Here is a 17,857-nt window from a genome sequence, read left to right as displayed (position 1 = left end):
TCGACTCTGATCGCCGGACAGGCTAGGGAGGCTGGACCTCTCCCGAGGAGGGACCAAGGTCGACCGAGTGCCGGGCCGAAGGCCTAGGACATTGGCGGCACTACACGCACAGTCCCCCGTGCGTGAGGGCTGGTCATTGCTGATGCTGCTGTTGCTGCGACCGGGCCGCCCGCTCTCGGCGGGCGCGCTCGACAGCGAAGACCGCGGCCTCCGTCCGGCGCTCCATGCCCAGCTTGCGGAGCATGCCGGACACGTAGTTCTTCACCGTCTTCTCGGCGAGGAACATCGACTGGGCGATCTGCCGGTTCGTCATACCAGCGGCGATGAGGTCAAGGATCTTCTTCTCCTGCTCGGTCAGCGAGGCGTAACGCGGATCCTCCTGCTCCGGACCGCGTCGCAGCCGCTCGAGCACCGCCGCGGTCAACGCCGGGTCGAGCATCGACTCGCCGGTGGCGAGGCGACGCACGGCACCGACCAAATCCGTGCTGCTGACCTGCTTGAGCAGGTAACCCGCTGCGCCGGCCATGATCGCGTCGAAGAGGGCCTCGTCGTCGGAGAACGAGGTGAGCATCAGACATGCCGGCGGCGGGTCCATCGAGGACCGGATGTCGCGGCACACGGTCACGCCGTCTCCGTCTGGAAGCCGCACATCCAGCACCGCGACGTCCGGTCGTAGTGCTGGCACGCGCGCGCGGGCCTGCGCGGCCGTCGACGCCTCACCGACGACCTCGATGTCCTCCTCGGCTTCGAGGAGCTGGCGTAGTCCGACCCGGACCACCTCGTGGTCGTCCAGCAGGAAGACCTTGATGGCCATCCGTACCTCTCTCCAGCTCATCCCGCGCGACGTCGCGAGCCACCGCGGTTGCTGACGTCATACCCCGCTCTTGTCAACGAGACCTGACGTCGGATGACGTCAACGTGGTCTTGTCGATCAAGCGCCAACCTCGCCGGGCACGCAACTCGCTCTCGTTCTCATTGTCGCTCACCATCTGTGCTGTGTCGGCACCAGACGATCCTCAGCCGACGCCAACGCCTTCGCCGCCACACCTGATCCATACCGCTCTCGATCAGTCAACTGCCGACTACCACTGCGGATCGGGACGAGCAGGACAGGCGGACCGGAGCGACGGAGTGCCCCGTAGCCGAGCACCGCAGCCAACGACAGCTCGTTCCCGCCCGTCCGTGCGTCCCGGCCAGGCCGCGGGAGAAGCTCCGATGCGACCTGCAGCGGCATACCCACGACGAGCAGCTCGGCATGTTTCGGCACGGTCGGCAGCGGTCCGCGGCGGAGCCCGCGACCCGACCGTAGTTCAACCAGATTCGCCTTCCGCATCTCCGCCTCGGCGGCGGCGACTCGAAGCACGTCCCAGTCCGCGTCGCCTCCCGTGACCACCGCGATGACCGGACCACCGGCCCGACCGCTCCGGTTCGCCGACAGCCGCCGCAGCCCACCGACCCGAGGAGGTACCACGGCGACTGGGCACCGTGGCCCCCGTGGTCCTGCGGCGAGGATCGCCAGCACCTGCGCGGCGACCACACCATGAGCGCGGTAACCCACGACGATCATCGACGGGTCGACACACGCGTCAACCAAGACCTGCGCAGGACTACCTTCCTCCGCCCACGCCGTCGCGGTCACGCCGGGAGCTGCCGACTCGGCGACTTCCACTCCGTAACGTGCGGTGCGCAGCGCCCGATTGCGAGCGGCGCAGGCCAGCTCCAAGCTCGCCCCCGTCTCGTCGGTTCCGTAGGCGTGACAGACCACGAGGGGAAGGCCGCGGGCTCGCGCCGCGTGAGCGGCCCACGTGAGCGCACCACGAGCCGACGACCCGTCATTCACCCCTACGACAACCCCGCCCAGCGGCGGACGCCTGCTCATCGGGACACCTCCTCGAGGTCCCCGCTCGGCAGCGACGACCCACGACGACCCAGCGGTCAGAATTTCGTGCGACACTTGGGCGCGTACAGGGACCAAGGTCCTGATGACCAAGGGCCCGCCCGCGTAAACCTGGGCCAGGAAGCGCGGACCGGATGTCGACCTCGCGCGTCAGTCGCGGGACCTTCGCCCCTTCTTCCCTCTCGGGAGCAGGCCAACCTTCACAGTATTGCCGGTAGAGATTACGCCGGTTGAGCGCTCCTTCATGATGAGAAACATCCCTGGTGTTGGCGCTCGCGCTTTCTGTCCAACCGAAAAGCGAACTCGGGAAATACGGGACAGATTGACCGCCGTGACGAACAACCGTCGACTAGCCTGATGGTTGGTTTCACCGTAGGAGGCCCCATGGACATGGACGAACTGCCAGGTCCTGGTCCCGGGGATGCCCAGATTCAGCATGACCTGGTTCTGCCCGACCTAAGTCGGCTGCGCCTGCACACGTTGCTTGGCGAACTGGTCGATCGCGCCGATCAGCTCGTCGAGAACGAGCGCCGGGTCCACCGGCTGCTGGAGGCGGTCGTCTCGGTCTCGAGCAGCTTGTCCTTGCCTGAGGTACTCCACAACTTCGTCCGTGCCTCGTGCGACCTGGTAGGCGCCCGCTACGGTGCGGTCGGTGTGATCGGCGCCGACCGCACGCTGCAGGAGTTCATCCACACAGGGATGAGCGCGGAGGAATGCGAGCGCATCGGCCACCTGCCGAGCGGCAAGGGAATCTTGGGCCTCCTCATCGACGAGCCGCGCCCCATCCGCTTGCATGACCTCCGGGAGCACCCGCGCTCCTGTGGCTTCCCCGCCGGCTACCCGCAGATGCGGTCGTTCCTCGGCGTCCCCATCCTGGTGCGCGGCCTGCCCTTCGGGAACCTGTACTTGACCGAGAAGGAGGGTGGCGGAGACTTCACCGACGAGGACGAGGAGGTCGTGGTCGCGCTGGCGGCGGCCGCGGGAATCGCGATCGAGAACGCGCGGCTGTACGACCTGTCACGACGGCGCGAGAGCTGGCTGCTGGCGTCCACGGAGATCACCGCGAACCTGCTCAGCGGCGCGTCTCTCGGTGAGACCCTCGACTTGATCGTCGAGCGGGCACGAGCTGTCGCGGGAGCTCGCGTGTGTCTGCTGGCTCTGCTCGAACCAGAGGAGGACGCGAGCGACCTGATCATCAAGGCGGCCGCTGGGCCCGGCGCAGAGCATCTTCGCAACGAGCGGCTCTCCACAGACGGCACGGCGGTTGGCGACGTCATGCGCACGAGACGTCCGAACGTCTACAGCGGAGACGTCGCGGCCCTGGGGTTCGCCGATGGGAGCGCCAACTCCACACATCTGAAGGACGGGTCAGTGCTCCTGGTGCCGCTGGCCTCAGGTCCTCACACGCTTGGCGTCTTGATCGTGACCCGGCGCGACATCCAGGGTGCCTTCGAGCCGCCGGACATGCACATGGTGACGACCTTCGCCGGGCACGCTGCGCTCGCCTTGGAGTTCGTCCGTGCTCAGGAGGAGCGGGATCGACTCGCGGTGTTCGAAGAGCGCGACCGGATCGCTCGCGATCTCCACGACCACGTGATCCAGCGACTGTTCGCCGTCGGCCTCGGGCTCCAGGGAATCTCGCGGCAGGTGGATCGCGTCGACGTGGCCGACCGCGTCGTCGGCTACGTGCGTGACCTCGACTCGATCATCCAAGAGATCCGGCGGACCATCTTCTCCCTGCAGGAGCGCGACAACCAGTGCAGCCTGCGAGCCCAGGTCATCGAGATCGCCGAGGAGGCCGGAGAAGCCCTGGGCTTCGAGCCGCAGGTCGTCCTCGAAGGCCCGCTCGACACGTTCGTGCCGGACCCCATGCGCCCGGAGATCCTGGCGACGCTACGGGAAGCGCTCAGCAACGTGGTCCGGCACGCCCACGCCACCCGAGCCGAGGTCCTGCTCCGCGCCAACGTCCTCCATCGCAGCGTCGAGCTGCGGGTGACAGACAACGGCGTCGGTATCCCCGAGAATCCGCCGCGCTACAGCGGCCTGACGAACATGGCCGAACGCGCCACACGCCTCGGAGGCACCTTCTCGGTCGAACCGGGTCCGAAGGGCGGGACAGTCCTGACCCTGAAGGTTCCGCTCTCGCCGTGAGGGCTCCAGCGAGCGGCCCGAGGCAGCACTGACCGAAGCCGCTGCACGCTCCCGGGGGAGCCCAGCACCTCCGGCGACGTCGGACGGTCTGACCGATCCCCCGATACAGGCACCTCACTTCCCTCGATGCGGGCACGTCAGGTGCAGCAGCGTCGAGGCCGGGTTCCGTCAACGCGTGATGACCGTCCGAGAAAAGATGACCGTCCAAGAAAATCTGTCGTTTCGCTGCCCAAGTCCACCCGCCTTGTGTGGATCCGCCCCCATGTATCCAGGCGGTATCGGCCTGCCCGCGGGGTCGTTCGGAGCTACGGTCGAGAGTGAGCCCTGAAACGTCCTATGGGCAGGTGGGCTATGGATGCGTGGGTCGTCTGGTTGATCATCGCACTGCTCCTCGGGGTTGCCGAGCTCGTCACCTTGACGCTCTACCTCGGTCTCGCCGCGGTCGCCGCATTGGTCGCGATGCTGGTCGCGAGCACTGGCGTGAGCAGTGGATTCCAGTTCATCGCGTTCACCGTCAGCGCGATCCTTCTCATCGTCTTCGTCCGCCCACTCGCTCAGCACGCGCTCCGTCGAGCTCCGGTGCTGCGCTCGGGTGTCTCCGCGCTCGTCGGACGCGAGGCACTCGTCGTGAGCGAAGTCACCAGGCACTCCGGCCGAGTCCGCATCGGCGGGGAGGAGTGGACCGCGCGTCCGTACGACTCCTCGCTCGTCATCCCGCCGGGGACGACGGTGGATGTCTTCGCCATCGAGGGCGCGACCGCGCTTGTACACCCCCAGGAGGACCCATGGTCGAGGTAGTGGCCTGGATCGCTGTGGCGCTCGCGGTGATCTTCATCGGCCTTCGCACGATCCGCATCGTCCCTCAGGCGCGCGCCGGCAACGTCGAACGGCTCGGCCGCTACTACCGCACGCTGGATGCCGGCCTGAACGTCGTCATCCCGTTCGTCGACCGCGTCCGTCCGTTGATCGACTTGCGCGAGCAGGTGGTCTCGTTCGATCCCCAGCCGGTGATCACCGAGGACAACCTGGTCGTGCACATCGATACGGTGCTCTACTTCCAGGTCACCGACCCGCGTGCCGCTCAGTACGAGATCGCCAACTACATCCAGGCCATCGAGCAGCTCACCGTCACCACCTTGCGGAACGTGATCGGCGGGCTGGACCTGGAGAAGACCCTCACCTCGCGGGAGCACATCAACGACACCCTTCGCGGTATCCTCGACGAGGCGTCGGGCAAGTGGGGTATTCGGGTCAACCGCGTGGAGCTGAAGGCCATCGACCCACCGCCGTCGGTCAAGGAGTCGATGGAGCGCCAGATGCGCGCGGACCGTGAGAAGCGAGCCGCGATCCTGACCGCGGAGGGCGTCCGCCAGTCGAAGATCCTGACCGCCGAGGGTGAGAAGCAGAGCGCCATCCTCACCGCCGAGGGCGACCAGCAGGCCGCCGTGCTGCGGGCCAACGGCCAGGCTCAGGCGATCGATCAGGTGTTCCAGGCCGTCCACCGCAACGACCCGGATCCCAAGCTCCTCGCCTACCAGTACCTCCAGGCGCTGCCACAGATCGCCGCAGGTTCGGGAAGCACCTTCGTGATCATCCCAGGCGAGGTCACCGCCGCTCTGCAAGCTGTCACGAAGGCCTTCACTGCGTCGGTGCCGCAGCAACGGACCGCCGAGCCCGCGACCGCCCAACCGAGCGTGGATCAGCGCACCTGAGCCTGGTCGGCCGGCGGCGTCGTGCTCGACCCGCAGACGGCCCGCAGGCGGTCCCGCAGCGCACGCGCGCTCGAGACCGCTCGCTCGCCCGCGGCCTCGACGGCCCTCCATGCCTCCGACGGGTCCTGAGCCTCACCGATCCGGTCGATCGTCTCGCGCAGTCGAGCCAGGTCCGCAGACAGCGCGGCCACCTGGGCGTCCCACTCGGTCCGCACGGCGTGACGAAACGCCCGCACATCAGCCTGGACTCGTCCCACGAGCCGCGGCACCTGGAAGAGCTCGACCGCGTCGAGCTCCGCGAGATCGAGTCCCAGCAGAGCGTCAACGGATACCTGCAAGGCTCGGGCACGCGCGCACACGTCTCGCGGGTCGCTGACTTCATCATGAGCGCCCCGGTCCGTCGACGGTGTGGGCGACGGCGTTGACGTGCGGACGGCCCGCGTGGGGTCGGGCCGATGGTGGGCGGCACTCGGGCGAGCCGGCTCCTCCGCGCATCCGGTGGCGAGTACCAGGAGGCTCACAGCCCCGCTCACCCACACGCGCCAAGGACCGCGTGACCGCGGTCCGACCACCCGATTTCCACCCCGCATCGTGTGCTCCCCGTCTCGAGACGCCGACAGTATGAGGCGCGTCGCGAAGGCCGTCCTCCTCTTCCGAGGGTGATCCGCGCTGGCCACGAGGGCGTTCGCTCTCGACACCGTGCGCCTGCCAGGATGCGGTGCATGACCAGCGGTTCCCGACCACTCGACCCGTCCGACCTGTTGGACCTCCGCGACCTGCTCAGCGACGAGGAACGAGCGGTCCAGCAGACGGTTCGACGGTTTCTCGACGAGGCCGCTCACCCCTTCGTGGCGGAGTGGTTCGAGACAGGGCGCTTTCCTACGCACCTCATCCCCCGGCTCGGTGAGCTCGGCCTGCTCGGTATGCGACTGACCGACTACGGCGGTGCCGGCGCCAACGCGGTGAGCTATGGGCTTGCCTGCTTGGAGCTGGAAGCGGCCGACAGCGCGTTGCGCAGCTTCGTCTCCGTGCAGGGCTCCCTCGCCATGGAGGCGCTGTGGCGGTACGGCTCGACCGAGCAGAAGGATCATTGGTTACCTCGGCTCGCCTCGGGCGAGGCGGTCGGCTGCTTCGGCCTCACCGAACCCGACCACGGCAGCGATCCGAGTGCGATGCGAACGACCGCCCGGCGCAACGGCCAGGGCTGGGTGTTGAACGGCACCAAGATGTGGATCACCAACGGCGGCATCGCCGACGTCGCCGTGGTGTGGGCCAGAACCGATGACGGGATCAAGGGCTTCTGCGTCCCGCGGGATACCCCAGGGTTCACCACCAGGGATCTACGCGGCAAGCTCTCCTTGCGCGCCTCGGTCACCTCCGAGCTCATCTTCGACCAGTGCCGTCTCCCGCACGATGCGGAGCTGCCCAAGGCGCGGGGCCTGCGGGCGCCGTTGTCGTGCCTGAACGAGGCGAGGTACGGGATCATCTGGGGCGCGCTGGGCGCCGCTCGCACCTGCTTCGAGACTGCCCTGCGCTACGCCCGGGAACGCGAGCAGTTCGGCAAGCCGATCGGCGCGTTCCAGCTGACCCAGGAGAAGCTCGTCGACATGGCGGTGGAGCTCAACAGAGGTCTGCTGCTGGCGCTACACCTCGGTCGCCTCAAGGACCAAGGTCGACTCCGGCCTGAGCAGGTGAGCATGGGCAAGCTCAGCAACGTTCGCGCCGCACTCCACATCGCCCGGACGGCTCGCACCATCCTGGGCGCGAACGGAATCTCGTCGGAGTACCCCGTCCTCCGCCATGCCAACAACCTGGAGTCGGTCCGAACCTACGAAGGCACGGACGAGATCCACACGCTGATCCTCGGGGAGGCGATCACCGGGCTCAGCGCGTTCCGCTGAGCCCGGTCCGCAAACCACCGACAAAAGTTAGCCCCGCACGGACACGGGCATCCTCACCTCGAAGTGCTCGTGGGAGGTGCCGTGGCCGGGGCGAGACAGCTGAGCACGAGCGAGGACGTCCATCGGTACGTCGCGACCACCTGCTTCCCCACCGGCCCGGCTGTCACGGTGGGTGTCGAACTGGAGTGGTTCGTCATCGCTCCGTCCGATCCGAGCCGCCATGTCCCGCTGGACGCCATCCGCTCGGTCCTCGACCATGCCGAACCCTTGCCGGGTGGGAGCCGCGTGAGCTTCGAACCTGGCGGTCAGCTCGAGCTGAGCTCCCCAGCCGCGCCAGGAGTCGTGGCCTGCTGGAAAGGCGTGACAGCCGACCTCGAGCACGTCGAGGCCGCGCTCGCCGCCAGCGGACTCGCGTTGCTGGGGACGGGCACCGACCCGGTGCGACGTCCGCGACGCCAGGTCTTCAACCCGCGCTACGACACGATGGAGGCCTACTTCGACCGGCGCGGCCCGGCTGGCAGGGTCATGATGTGCGGCACGGCGGCCCTCCAGGTCAATCTGGACGTCGGAGTCGACTGCGCGGACGTCGCCCGCCGCTGGCGGCTCCTCCACGCCATCGGACCGACGCTCGTCGCCGCGTTCGCCAACTCGTCGCGACACGCCGGACGCGACACCGGCTGGAAGTCAACCCGACAGGCGGTGTGGCTACGCCTCGATCCTCCTCGAACACGCCCGCCTGAGGGCGCGAACCCTGTGCGCGCCTGGACCGACTACGCGCTCGACGCACCTCTCATGGTGCGTTGGCTCTCCGACGGACGCCGCCGAACCGATCCCGGACTCACCTTCCGGCAGTGGGTCGAGAGCGTCGACACGCGACCCACCACCGAGGACCTCGCCTACCACCTCACCACCCTCTTTCCACCGGTACGGCCCCGCGGCTGGTTCGAGGTCCGCTACCTCGACGCTCAATCGACCGCGTACTGGCCGGTTCCGCTGGCGGTGCTGAGCGCGCTGGTCGACGACCCAGCGGTGGGCGACCGGGTCGAGGCCGCTGTCGAGCCGGTGCGGGACGCCTGGGAGGAAGCCGCGCGAGACGGTCTGGCCTCCCCGGCCCTCGCGCGCGCCGCCCGAGTCTGCTTCGACGCCGCGCTCGACCAGCTGACCACCTCGAACGCCGATCCGGCGCTCATCTCGCTCGTCGAGTCCTACACCGACCGCTACGTGGCCCGAGGCCGCAGCCCGGCCGACGACGTCCGCTCTTCCGCGTGCGCCGAGACCACCGGGTCCCGACGCGCGTGGCGGTCGGAGGCCACCACGAAGGCGGGCGGTGACGGGGAGGCCGCGAAGACCGGGATCCACAGGGAGGACCCAGATGAACGAGACCGAACCGCTCACGTCCTCCGACGCGCCGACTGAGACCGACACCGAGCGACTCAGGGAGCTCCTCGCCGGCGAGCTGGAGCGAGTCCGCGCCCGCAGCTTCGCCCTCACCACCCGGGTCTTGGACGAGGACGAGCTGGTCAAGCAGCACTCGCGTCTGATGTCGCCGCTGGTCTGGGATCTCGCCCACGTGGGCAACTACGAGGAGCTGTGGCTGCTGCGTGCCGCGGTCGGCGTCGCTCCGATGCGCCCCGAGATCGACCACTTGTACAACGCCTTCGAGCATCCTCGGGCGGAGCGGCCTTCACTTCCGTTGCTCGACCCGACCGAGGCGGAGGACTACATCGGCCTGGTCCGCCGGAAGGTGCTCGACTCCTTGGCGAGTGTTCGCTTCTCCCCGGACAAGCCGCTCCTCGCCGACGGCTTCGTCTACCGGATGGTGATCCAACACGAGCACCAGCACGACGAGACCATGCTCGCCACCCACCAACTACGCCGCGGCGAACCGGTCCTGCTCGGCACCGACCCGCCGCCCGTTCCCCGCGTGACGGCGCCGACGCCCGCGGAGGTGCTGGTCGAGGCCGGCGAGTTCGTCATGGGCACGTCGACCGACCCGTGGGCCTACGACAACGAGCGCCCCGCCCACGTCGTCAATCTCCCGGCGTTCTGGATCGACACCACCCCGGTCTGCAACGCCGAGTACGTCGCCTTCGTCGAGGACGGCGGATACGACAACCCGCGGTGGTGGTCGCCGGCCGGTTGGGAGTGGCGGCAACGGTCGAACAAGCGCACCCCGGCCTTCTGGCTGCGATCCGACGGCGAGTGGTTCCGGCGCAGGTTCGGCCGCGTCGAGCCCTTGCCGATGGACGAGCCGGTGCAGCACGTGTGCTGGTACGAGGCGGAGGCCTACGCGCGCTGGGCCGGCAAGCGACTGCCGACCGAGCAGGAGTGGGAGAAGGCGGCGTCCTGGGATCCGGTGCGGAAGGTCAAGTACCGCTACCCCTGGGGTGACGAGCAGGCCGGAGCCGAGCACGCCAACCTCGGCCAGGTCCGTCTTCAGCCGACTCCGGTGGGCTCGTTCCCGCGCGGAGCCTCGCCGGTCGGGGCACTCCAGATGGTGGGCGACGTCTGGGAGTGGACGTCCACGTCCTTCACCGGCTATCCCGGCTTTCGGGCGTTCCCGTATCGGGAGTACTCCGAGGTGTTCTTCGGCTCCAAGTACAAGGTGCTGCGCGGCGGCTCGTGGGCGACCGATCCCACTGCCTGTCGAACCACGTTCCGCAACTGGGACTTCCCCATCCGCCGGCAGATCTTCGTCGGCTTCCGCTGCGCTCGCGACGCCTGACGGGTCCCGACCATGTGCCGCCACCTTGCCTACCTCGGCCACCCGATCACCTTGTCGGCCCTGCTGCTCGAGCCGCCGCACTCGCTGTCCCGGCAGGCGTACGCACCTCGCCAGCAGCGGTTCGGCTCGGTCAACGTCGACGGGTTCGGCGTGGGCTGGTACTCCCCGCTGCGTCCGGAGCCGGTTCGGTACCGGCGCGCGCAGCCGATCTGGAGCGACCAGTCGTTCGCCAGCCTCGCCCCGACGATCGTCTCCACCGCCGTCCTCGCCGCGGTTCGGTCCGCGACTCCCGGCTACCCCTGCGAGGAGTCCGGCGTCGCGCCGTTCACCTACGGCCGCTGGCTGTTCAGCCACAACGGCGTCCTCCACGACCTCCAGCTCGCCCGGAAGGCGCTCACGGAGGCCACGGCATGGGTTCCGGATGCCCTCGCCCCGCTCGACTCGGCCTTGCTGTTCGGACGCGCCGTGGCGCACTGGCAGGCCGGCGCGGACCTGGCCACCGGTCTGGCCCAGACGATCCGCGACGTCGTGGCGGTCGGCGGCGGTCGGCTCAACCTGCTGGCCACCGACGGCGCCCGTGTCGCAGGCACGACCTGGGGCGACACGCTCTTCGTCCGACAGACGCCGACGGCGATCGTCCTGGCGTCTGAGCCCCACGATGACCTCCACTGGACGGCCGTTCCTCCCCGCTCACTGGTCGAGGCGAACGAGGACGGCGTCGAGATCACCCCGCTCTAGCACTCGACCAGCCGCGTGTCCGCAAGGGAGGCTCAGGTGACCGACCGCGTGACCCACCAGTCCGGCTGCCGCGAGGTGGTCCAGCTCACCCGCTACCTCACCGACGCGGACCTGGCCGCGAGCCTCGCCCGCGACGTCCGCGACGGACTGCGTCGTACGCCGAAGTCTCTGCCGCCGAAGTATTTCTACGACGCCCGGGGCAGCGCCCTCTTCGAGCGCATCACCACGTTGCCGGAGTACTACCCCACCCGTGCGGAGCAGGCGATCCTCGCCGCCCACGCGGCTGAGATCGCGACGCGGGCGGGAGCGGACACGCTGGTGGAGTTGGGCTCCGGCTCGTCGACGAAGACCCGACTGTTGCTGGACGGCATGCGGGCCGCTCAGACGCTCACTCGATACATCCCGGTCGATGTGAGCGACAGCGCCTTGCAGGGGGCGATCGAGTCCCTCCGGGTGGACTACCCAGACGTCGACACCCACGGCGTGGTCGCCGACTTTGAGCGCCACCTTTCCCTGCTGCCACGCGTGGGAACCCGTCTCGTCGCTTTCCTCGGCGGCACGATCGGCAACCTCACCCCGGGCCCCCGTGCGAGGTTCCTGGCCGCCTGTCGAGCCTGTCTCGGCGAGTCCGACCGCCTCCTCCTGGGCACCGACCTGGTGAAGAACCCGGACCGTCTGGTCCGCGCCTACGACGACGCGGCCGGTGTCACCGCCGACTTCAACCGGAACGTGCTCCATGTCATCAACCGGGCGCTGGACGGGGACTTCGTCCCAGAGGCGTTCGAGCATGTCGCGCTCTGGGACGCCGAGCACGAGTGGATCGAGATGCGGCTGCGCTCGGTCGTGCGCCAGCGGGTTCGCATCGCCCGTCTCGACCTCACCGTGGAGTTCGCCGAAGGCGAGGAGATGCGCACCGAGGTTTCGGCGAAGTTCCGCCGCGACGGTGTGGAGCGGGAGCTCGCGGCAGCCGGTCTCGCGCTCGAGGCGTGGTGGACCGACCCGGCCGGAGACTTCGCCGTCTGCCTCGCGGCGCCCGTCTAGCCGGGCCTGCCTCGCCGGTGTCCTCAGGCCGCCTCGTCGATCTCGCCCAGCCACGGGGAGAAGCCGTCGTCGCGGTCCTCCCAGTGCGCTAGCCCGCGGGCGAGCTCGGAGTCGGTCATCAGCACGCCTTCGAAGACCTCTCGCAGCCTCGCACGACTGTCGTCGATCCCGGTCACGACGATGCGGGTATGCCGCGGGGTGCTGGACCACCGTCCCACCGTGCCGATGCTCAGCTGGCCACCCGCATTGTCCCAGCCGCACACCGCGTGCGGTCGCGTCGGCAACCAGAACCACCCGCGACTGCGTTGACGACCCCCGGCCAACTCGACGATCCGGTCGTGGAGCCGAGCCGGGTGGACCGGACGCCACGAGGTGAGATCCACCGTCCACACGCCGTGCTCCTCGGTGGCGGGCGGGAGGACCGCACGCCGATAGTCCCCACGCGCGGGTCCCTGCGCTTGACCCGCGTGGCGAAGTGCCTCGATCCAGTCCAGCTCGTGGACGTCCCCCACCATCGACGACGCGGGCGCGAGATGTCGCAGGACCGCGGCCTCGCGATCACCCGGCACGGGCCGCCCCGACGTTGCCACCACGTCGGCGCATTCGATCTGGTGAGCCAGGACCTCGCCGACCGCCCGTCGGTCGTCGGAGGTCATCGCCATACCCCGCTCGATGAGCAAGTCGTCACCGAACAGGTCAGCCACCACGCTGGTCAGGTCGACCGTGGCCACCACACCACCTGGGCGGATGACCGAGGAGACCGGACGTCCGGCGACCACGCCCACGGTCAACGCGTCGAGGACCAGACCCGGCTCGGCCGTGACGGGCAGGGCGAGGATGGCCCTTTCCCACCGACCGCGAAGCGCGAGGCGCACGAGAGCGGGGACGACGTCTTCCCGCAACGCACAGCTCAAGCACGCGTGCTCGAGCGGGACGCTGCCGCTCTCCACCACACCCTCGAGGTCGTAGACCACTCGGCGGAGTGGCTCGTCACCTCGGCGGGTGTCAAGGTCGTGCTGGAGAACGACCAACCGCGGGACGTCGCACAGGAGCGCCGAGACGGCGGTCTGCCGCAGAACCTCGCTCGTCGACGTGAGGATGGTGATCGGCAGCGGGTCCGCCATGAGCACCTCCCGCCCCCCGCTCGAAAGCCCGTCGTCGGCCTCAGTCTCCTGTCCCTGTGAGGGATTCGCAAGGCACAAGGTCACGAGGCGGGCGGTTGGTCGCGCTCTCCGCCCCTGCCGGCGAGACCTCCGTTTGCGGTGTGAGTCGCGGGTCAAGGCCCTAATAGTCCGAGGCGAGCCACGTCGCCACCGGCGCGCGACGAGGAGGGGGTCACCGGCGTGATCGACATCGAGCTGGGCGGCGGTCCCGGGCGCGGCGTCCTGGCCTGGATGCTCCTCGCTTTCGTCGTGACATTCCTCGTGACTCGTCTCATCACGCGGATGATCCGGGCACACCGTGGCCCGTTCCACAACCTCCGCCTCGGGAACGTGCACGTACACCACGAGGTCTACGGGATCTTCCTCATGCTCGTCACCGGCGCGCTCGAGTTCGCCTACCAGCCGCCGTCGCCCTGGCTGGAGGTGCTCGCTGCGGCGTTCGCGTGCGGCGCTGCGCTGACGCTGGACGAGTTCGCGCTGTGGCTGCGCCTGCAGGACGTCTACTGGACCAACGAGGGCCGCACGTCGGTCGATGCCGTGCTGGTCACTGCGACCATCGGCGGCCTGCTGCTCCTCGGCGCTGATCCGCTGGCCCCTGACGCCGGAACCGGCGCGCTGGCCGTCGGCGTGACGGTCGCCGTCAACCTGACCTTCGCGTTCGTGGCGATCGCCAAGGGCAAGACCAGCGCCGGGATCATCGGTATCGTCGTGCCGATCGTCGCCGTGGTGGCGGCGCTGCGGCTGGCCAAGCCGGGCTCGCTGTGGGCGCGTCGGTGGTACCGGCCCGGGAGCCAGCGGCTGGCCAGGTCGCGAGCCCGCTACCCGAGCGGTATGCGCACATGGTGGGACAAGGTGCTCGACAAGGTGGGTGGGACAGGCTAGCGGCGGACGACCCGCGCCACGGTCAGTCGCGATCGATCGCTTGGACGGTGTGCGTCGGCTTCCCGGCCATCCGCCCGCCGAGGCGCTGAGACCGAGCGGCGAGCAGCACGATGGCGCCCGCGACCACCAACAGCGACACCACCTCCCCGAAGGTGGCCCATGGTCCGCCCCGGATGGACTCCCCCAGCCACGCCACGCCGACGCCGATCGAGACCGCAGGATCCCCCACCGTGATCGTGGCAACCGCGAGGACACCGATGATGCCCTTCTGGTAGGCCTGCTGGTTGAGCGCGAAGCCGGCCGCCCCTACGAGCGCAATCGCGTAGAGCCGCCACTGCCCGACGAGCCAGAGCAGGTCGCCGTCGAAGCTGGCGGCCAGACTGCGAACCAGACCGGCGGTGACCCCATAGCAGATCGCCGTCGCCACGGCGAGGGGCAAGGCGCGCACGCCGCCGGAGAGTCGCCGAGCGAGGAACAGGCAGCCGACGACCGTCGCCACCAGGCCGATGACGAGCGGGATCGACCTGCTCGGGTGGAACTCGTTCGCCTGACCGGACGGCTGCGCGACCAGCATGAAGGCGGTGAGACCGGCCAGGGCCAAGACGCTCCCGACAACCAGCCACAGGTCGGGAGACTGCCGACGAATCACGCAGGTGAAGCCGATGAAGAACAGCGTCCCGGTGATGAGCAAAGGCTGGACGAGGGTCAGCGGACCGAACCGCAAGGCCACCGCCTGGAGGACGAACCCGAGCATCGCCAGCCACAGGCTCGGCACGAAACCCTCCTGCCGGAGGAGCGCCAACAGCAGCCGGACGCTGGCCAGGCCGGTGTCGGGGACTCGGTGGGCGGCTCTCTCCTGCAATGCTGCGGCACCGCCGAAGGACGCCGCCGCGCTCAGCGCGAAGAGGACGGCGAGCGCGTCACCCGGGCCCACCTCAGCCCTCCGCGAAGTCCTGCATGACGTCGCGGACGGTCGCGGTCAGCGTCTTGGCGTCTAGGCCGAGCCTCCTGTCAGCGAGCAGGCCGATCCCCGCCGTGGTGCCGGTGGTGACCATTCCGATGGTCAGCGGAACCCCTCGAGTCAAAGGCGCCACCGGATAGATCGCGCGCACCTTCGCGCCGGCGAGGCGGCGTGTCTCACGTGGACCGGGCAGGTACGTCACAACCAGGTTGAGGAATCGGCTGGTGTAGGTGTGCCGAGCGAACCAGGCATGAGCCGCGGCCGGGAGATGTCCCGCGAGCCCTGTGACGAACGCGGCCGCCACGGGCTCGCCGCGCGCGACGCCACGGTGGAGACCGGTTCGGATCCGAGCGAGTCGCTCCGCTGGCGCCAGCGGTCCGGTCGGCAGCTCCACCGTGACTGCGGTGGTCCAGTTGCCGAACACCCGCCACGGTGTGCGCGGTCGGACCGTGAGCGGAACGAACGCGCGCAGGGGTCGACCGGGTGCGAGCAGGCCGGCCGGTCGGAGCATGCGGTCCACGACCTCACCCATCACGGCGAGCGCCAGCTCGAACGTGCGGACGCCGTGGCGACGCGCCGTCCGGCGAAGCTCGTCGGCCGCCAGCGCGGCCGCCACGACCGTCCGAGAGGCCGCAGACGGTTCCGTCTGAGACCCATCGGGCGTGGAGGCCACCCTGTTGAGCGGGTGGGCGGGCGCGCCCCCTTGGACCGCTAGACGGGCCAAACCTCGCAGCGTCTGGAGCGCGGTACGGAGGCCGCCATACTCCCCGAGCCCGCCACGCGCCCGACGTGCTCCATGCGGCCGGATCCGCCCTCGTTCTCCGCGCTCGATGTGGTCACCTGCGTGGGCCCCTCGGCTCGGGTCGGCTTCAGCGTCCCAGAGGTTCTCGAGCAGCCCGAGGGCGGACAGCCCGTCGCCGACGCTGTGGTGGAGCTTGAGGGCCAGCTGGTAACCGCCGTCGGCCGGTGGGCGGACGAGGAGGGCCTGCCACAGCGGCCTGTCCCGTGGGATCGGCGTCGACCAGAACGCGTCGATCGCCTCCGCGGCCTCCTCCGGCGAGTGGACGACTCGTTCGGCGAGGTGAGCCCGCACGTCCACGTCGACGCAGGGTGACCAGCCGAGCTTCGCCCCCCGTCGCATCGGCTGCCGCCGCAGCGGTGGAAGGTGTGGGAGACGCTCGGTGAAGAGCCGGACGAGGACGTCGAGGTCGACAGGTGGTCCCGACTCCGGAGGCTCGAGCTCCAGCACCACGCCGAGCTCCTGCGGCTCACCGTCACGCTCGGCCCTGGTGAAGAAGGCGTCCTGCGGGCGCATGGGCCAGACCGGCCCCGGTGTGCCGACCTCGAGCTCACCGGGGTCCACGGTCGAGGCGGCCACCGCGTTGGTCGCGAGCTCGACCACCTGACCCGCGAGGTCCTGACCTGGCAGCGGCTCGCGAGCGGCGAGCCCGGGCGCCTCCGCCCCGGCCTCGTCGACCAGGGTGCGGACCCTGGCGGCGAGCTCGGCTGGTGAACGGCACACCTCCGCCAGGCCGGCCACCGCCATGAGGCTCGCGTTGGCGGTGCCGTGCGCTGGGATCGGGTCGAGCATGAGGACCCGACGACCGGTGGCGATCGCCTCCAGCGCCGTCGCCCCACCGGCGTTGGTCACCACGACGTCCGCGGCCTGGTTGACGCCGGCCATGTCGTCGGTCCACCCCAACGGCAGCAGGCGGCGCCAGGCGGGACGCAGGTGGCCTCCCTCGTGAGCGTCCCGGTGACGGAGACGAACTCGCAGTCGCTCGAGTCGAGCGAGTGCGGCACGGTTGCGCCCGCACGCCACGACCACGTGAACCCGGTCGTCCACGTCGAGGAGCGCGCGTACGACCGACTCACGCACGCCGAACGCGAAGGTTCCGCACGACAGCAGGACGACGAAGGCATCGCTGGGCAAGCCGTACCGTCGCCTGGCGGCCACCTGGTCGCCGGGTCGGAAGTCTCGCTGCACGGGCAGTGCTGACACCGCGACGTTCGTGGACGGCTCAGCAATCCTGGCCACCGGGACAGCGACCTCGTGGAGCACAAGCGTGAGGTCGAGGTCGCCGTACACCCAGAAGGGGTGGGGAGCGAAGTCAGTGACCCACGCGAGCGTGGGCACGGTGAGCCCTCGATGGCGGCGCAACCACGCCAAGCCTCCACTGCCGAGCGGGTAGGTGCTCAGGATCAGCTCGGGGGCGAAAGCGTCGATCTCCGGCGCCAACCGTCGACCCGCCCAGCTCCCCGTGAAGCGCTTGGACGCCCGACGGAACCACCCGACGTGCCAGGTCGCGGCGTAGAACAGCTCGTAGAGCCACGGAGCGTGCTCGACACTCGTGGCGTAGGTCCAGCAGAAGGCCGGCCCGACACCGGGACCCATCGCGTCGAGCGTGTCGACCCACCGGATGTGGGCGCGCGGCCACCGCTGACGGACGGCCTCGATGAGCGCGCGGGCGGCGGCGTCGTGGCCACCGCCGATCCTCGCCGAGACGACCAAGATGCGCGGGCGCGCGGTGGACGGCAACGATCGCGCGACACCGACCACGCTGGCATCCCTCCGCCGAGTTCATCGTCGCAGGCGTTCCTGCCGGAGCTGGTGGCGATCTCCGGCCGTGGGAGCCGCCGTCCTGCCACACTCGCCGATCTGCGGCGCGGCAGTTGTCCTCTTCCC

At 69.5% G+C, this 17,857-nt stretch carries 15 protein-coding genes; 9 read left to right on the top strand and 6 right to left on the bottom strand.

The window, feature by feature from the left end; translation table 11 throughout:
- Positions 1–133 precede the first annotated feature (133 nt).
- Together DFJ64_RS17675 and DFJ64_RS17670 are read right to left on the bottom strand one after the other, a co-directional pair.
- On the bottom strand, positions 134–814 hold the full coding sequence (locus tag DFJ64_RS17675) for a response regulator (RefSeq protein WP_115851445.1): 681 nt from the start codon (positions 812–814) through the stop codon (positions 134–136).
- A gap of 168 nt (positions 815–982) precedes the next feature.
- Positions 983–1,879, bottom strand: a complete 897-nt coding sequence (locus tag DFJ64_RS17670) for a universal stress protein (protein WP_115851444.1) — start codon at positions 1,877–1,879, stop codon at positions 983–985.
- Positions 1,880–2,287: 408 nt separating this feature from the next.
- Between DFJ64_RS17670 and DFJ64_RS17665 the strand changes: the two genes are divergently transcribed.
- From DFJ64_RS17665 to DFJ64_RS17655, 3 genes are all read left to right on the top strand, one after another.
- Positions 2,288–4,048 carry a GAF domain-containing sensor histidine kinase gene (locus DFJ64_RS17665; RefSeq protein WP_115852210.1) on the top strand — a complete coding sequence of 587 codons (1,761 nt, stop codon included), beginning with the start codon at positions 2,288–2,290 and terminating at the stop codon, positions 4,046–4,048.
- A gap of 351 nt (positions 4,049–4,399) precedes the next feature.
- Complete coding sequence (locus DFJ64_RS17660; protein ID WP_115851443.1) at positions 4,400–4,846, top strand: NfeD family protein; 447 nt, start codon at positions 4,400–4,402, stop codon at positions 4,844–4,846.
- Entirely contained in the window at positions 4,834–5,760 is a 927-nt protein-coding gene (locus DFJ64_RS17655) for an SPFH domain-containing protein (protein WP_115851442.1), read from the top strand. The genes DFJ64_RS17660 and DFJ64_RS17655 overlap by 13 nt, the downstream gene beginning before the upstream one ends.
- On the opposite strand, the gene DFJ64_RS17650 is transcribed toward DFJ64_RS17655, so the two are convergent.
- Positions 5,748–6,098 carry a hypothetical protein gene (locus tag DFJ64_RS17650; protein WP_115851441.1) on the bottom strand — a complete coding sequence of 117 codons (351 nt, stop codon included), beginning with the start codon at positions 6,096–6,098 and terminating at the stop codon, positions 5,748–5,750. The two genes, DFJ64_RS17655 and DFJ64_RS17650, sit on opposite strands and share 13 nt — an antisense overlap.
- A 384-nt stretch (positions 6,099–6,482) precedes the next feature.
- Between DFJ64_RS17650 and DFJ64_RS17645 the strand changes: the two genes are divergently transcribed.
- From DFJ64_RS17645 to egtD, 5 genes are all read left to right on the top strand, one after another.
- Complete coding sequence (locus tag DFJ64_RS17645) at positions 6,483–7,661, top strand: acyl-CoA dehydrogenase family protein (RefSeq protein WP_115851440.1); 1,179 nt, start codon at positions 6,483–6,485, stop codon at positions 7,659–7,661.
- Positions 7,662–7,742: 81 nt separating this feature from the next.
- Entirely contained in the window at positions 7,743–9,077 is a 1,335-nt protein-coding gene (egtA, locus tag DFJ64_RS17640) for an ergothioneine biosynthesis glutamate--cysteine ligase EgtA (RefSeq protein WP_115852209.1), read from the top strand.
- Complete coding sequence (gene egtB, locus DFJ64_RS17635) at positions 9,034–10,386, top strand: ergothioneine biosynthesis protein EgtB (protein WP_115851439.1); 1,353 nt, start codon at positions 9,034–9,036, stop codon at positions 10,384–10,386. Before egtA ends, egtB begins: the two co-directional genes overlap by 44 nt.
- 12 nt (positions 10,387–10,398) lie before the next feature.
- Positions 10,399–11,124 carry an ergothioneine biosynthesis protein EgtC gene (gene egtC, locus DFJ64_RS17630; RefSeq protein WP_115851438.1) on the top strand — a complete coding sequence of 242 codons (726 nt, stop codon included), beginning with the start codon at positions 10,399–10,401 and terminating at the stop codon, positions 11,122–11,124.
- Positions 11,125–11,160: 36 nt separating this feature from the next.
- Positions 11,161–12,165 (top strand): L-histidine N(alpha)-methyltransferase, encoded by a 1,005-nt coding sequence (gene egtD, locus DFJ64_RS17625; protein ID WP_245941205.1) that lies wholly within the window; start codon positions 11,161–11,163, stop codon positions 12,163–12,165.
- A gap of 23 nt (positions 12,166–12,188) precedes the next feature.
- Here egtD and DFJ64_RS17620 read toward each other — a convergent pair whose 3' ends face one another.
- A complete protein-coding gene (locus DFJ64_RS17620) occupies positions 12,189–13,289 on the bottom strand; it encodes a CobW family GTP-binding protein (RefSeq protein WP_147304748.1) in 1,101 nt (366 codons plus the stop codon).
- 219 nt (positions 13,290–13,508) lie between these two features.
- On the opposite strand from DFJ64_RS17620, the gene DFJ64_RS17615 reads away from it, so the two are divergent.
- Complete coding sequence (locus DFJ64_RS17615) at positions 13,509–14,210, top strand: hypothetical protein (RefSeq protein ID WP_211310658.1); 702 nt, start codon at positions 13,509–13,511, stop codon at positions 14,208–14,210.
- 22 nt (positions 14,211–14,232) lie between these two features.
- On the opposite strand, the gene DFJ64_RS17610 is transcribed toward DFJ64_RS17615, so the two are convergent.
- Together DFJ64_RS17610 and DFJ64_RS17605 are read right to left on the bottom strand one after the other, a co-directional pair.
- Positions 14,233–15,144, bottom strand: a complete 912-nt coding sequence (locus DFJ64_RS17610; protein ID WP_115851436.1) for a DMT family transporter — start codon at positions 15,142–15,144, stop codon at positions 14,233–14,235.
- Between the two features lies 1 nt (position 15,145).
- On the bottom strand, positions 15,146–17,731 hold the full coding sequence (locus DFJ64_RS17605) for a wax ester/triacylglycerol synthase domain-containing protein (RefSeq protein ID WP_115851435.1): 2,586 nt from the start codon (positions 17,729–17,731) through the stop codon (positions 15,146–15,148).
- Positions 17,732–17,857 lie beyond the last annotated feature (126 nt).

Source organism: Thermasporomyces composti, from assembly GCF_003386795.1.
GTDB lineage: Bacteria > Actinomycetota > Actinomycetes > Propionibacteriales > Actinopolymorphaceae > Thermasporomyces > Thermasporomyces composti.
Note: the sequence above shows the minus strand (reverse complement) of the source record. Positions and strands in the feature narration are given on the sequence as shown.

Excerpts from the sequence above, each read along its gene's own strand:
- DFJ64_RS17675 (WP_115851445.1), bottom strand. The coding sequence starts at position 814 with ATGGCCATCAAGGTCTTCCTGCTGGACGACCACGAGGTGGTCCGGGTC.
- DFJ64_RS17670 (WP_115851444.1), bottom strand. The coding sequence starts at position 1,879 with ATGAGCAGGCGTCCGCCGCTGGGCGGGGTTGTCGTAGGGGTGAATGAC.
- DFJ64_RS17665 (WP_115852210.1), top strand. The coding sequence starts at position 2,288 with ATGGACGAACTGCCAGGTCCTGGTCCCGGGGATGCCCAGATTCAGCAT.
- DFJ64_RS17660 (WP_115851443.1), top strand. The coding sequence starts at position 4,400 with ATGGATGCGTGGGTCGTCTGGTTGATCATCGCACTGCTCCTCGGGGTT.
- DFJ64_RS17655 (WP_115851442.1), top strand. The coding sequence starts at position 4,834 with ATGGTCGAGGTAGTGGCCTGGATCGCTGTGGCGCTCGCGGTGATCTTC.
- DFJ64_RS17645 (WP_115851440.1), top strand. The coding sequence starts at position 6,483 with ATGACCAGCGGTTCCCGACCACTCGACCCGTCCGACCTGTTGGACCTC.
- egtB (WP_115851439.1), top strand. The coding sequence starts at position 9,034 with ATGAACGAGACCGAACCGCTCACGTCCTCCGACGCGCCGACTGAGACC.
- egtC (WP_115851438.1), top strand. The coding sequence starts at position 10,399 with ATGTGCCGCCACCTTGCCTACCTCGGCCACCCGATCACCTTGTCGGCC.
- DFJ64_RS17620 (WP_147304748.1), bottom strand. The coding sequence starts at position 13,289 with ATGGCGGACCCGCTGCCGATCACCATCCTCACGTCGACGAGCGAGGTT.